Source organism: Rhizobium sp. P1_E6, from assembly GCF_056405875.1.
On the sequence record NZ_JBFUBG010000298.1, the window covers coordinates 1 to 1063 of the forward strand.

Genomic DNA, 1063 nt, shown 5'->3' on the forward strand with positions numbered 1-1063 from the left:
ATCGCGCACTCGCTTCACGTGGATGCGGGCAGCACTGTATGGGTCGTCTCGGCCTATCAGTTGGCCGTGCTCGTCGCCATTCTTCCGTGCGGCGTGCTCGGGGAAATTCATGGCGCGCGACGTGTCTTCCTGATTGGCGTCGCGCTTTTTACCGCGTCTTCGGCCGTCTGCGCCTTCGCGGGCGACCTTTCCTTGCTGATCCTTGCCCGTTTCGTACAAGGCCTCGGCGCTGGCGCGATCATGGCGCTTGCGATGATGAACCTTCGCACGGCATTGCCGCAACGGCTGCTGGGTCCGATCATTGGCGTCAATGCCATGGTCATCGCGACTTCCTCCGCTGCCGGCCCCGGCATCGCCGGTGCCATTCTATCCATCACGACGTGGCCCTGGCTGTTTGCAGTCAATATACCGCTCGGCGTCATCATTCTCATCGGCGGCGGCCTGCTTGGGGAAGTCGCGGGCACTAAACGGAAGTTGAATGTGAAGGCCCTTTTGGCCAACACGCTGATGTTCATCCTCTTCTTCTGCGGCGCCGACCGGATAGCGACCGCGCCGACAAGCGGCACAGTCCTCATCGCCGCCTCGATAGCCTGCCTTTTCATCCTGCTGCGCCTGCAGCGCAACAGCGACACCCCGATCGTTCCGACGGATCTCCTGGCGGCACCGGCGTTCCGCGTGGCGGTCATCGCGTCGGTAACCTGCTTCTGCGGCCAGATGCTGAGCTACATTGCGCTCCCCTTTTATCTCCAGCACACATTGCACATGACGCCGGTCCTGGCCGGTCTCTACATGATGCCCTGGCCGGTTGCGACCGCGATCATCGCGCCGGTTTCGGGACGCCTGGCAAACCGCATCAAGACCGCATGGCTTTGCGCCGCGGGCGGGGCGCTGCTGGGAACCGGCTTCCTTGTGGCCGCTCTCAGCCCGCCGGACCCGAGAGGCATCGCGTTTCTGGTCGGCACGGTGATTGCCGGCCTGGGTTTCGGCCTGTTCCAGACGCCGAACAACCGCATTCTGCTTCTCTCGGCTCCGAAAGCCAGAAGCGGCGCGGCAGGTGCGATGC

General features: G+C 63.6%; 1 protein-coding gene. It reads left to right on the forward strand.

Annotated elements, in window-relative coordinates:
* A partial coding sequence (locus AC1D35_RS36365) for an MFS transporter (RefSeq protein WP_477942882.1) occupies positions 1 to 1063 on the forward strand: 1063 nt, incomplete at both ends.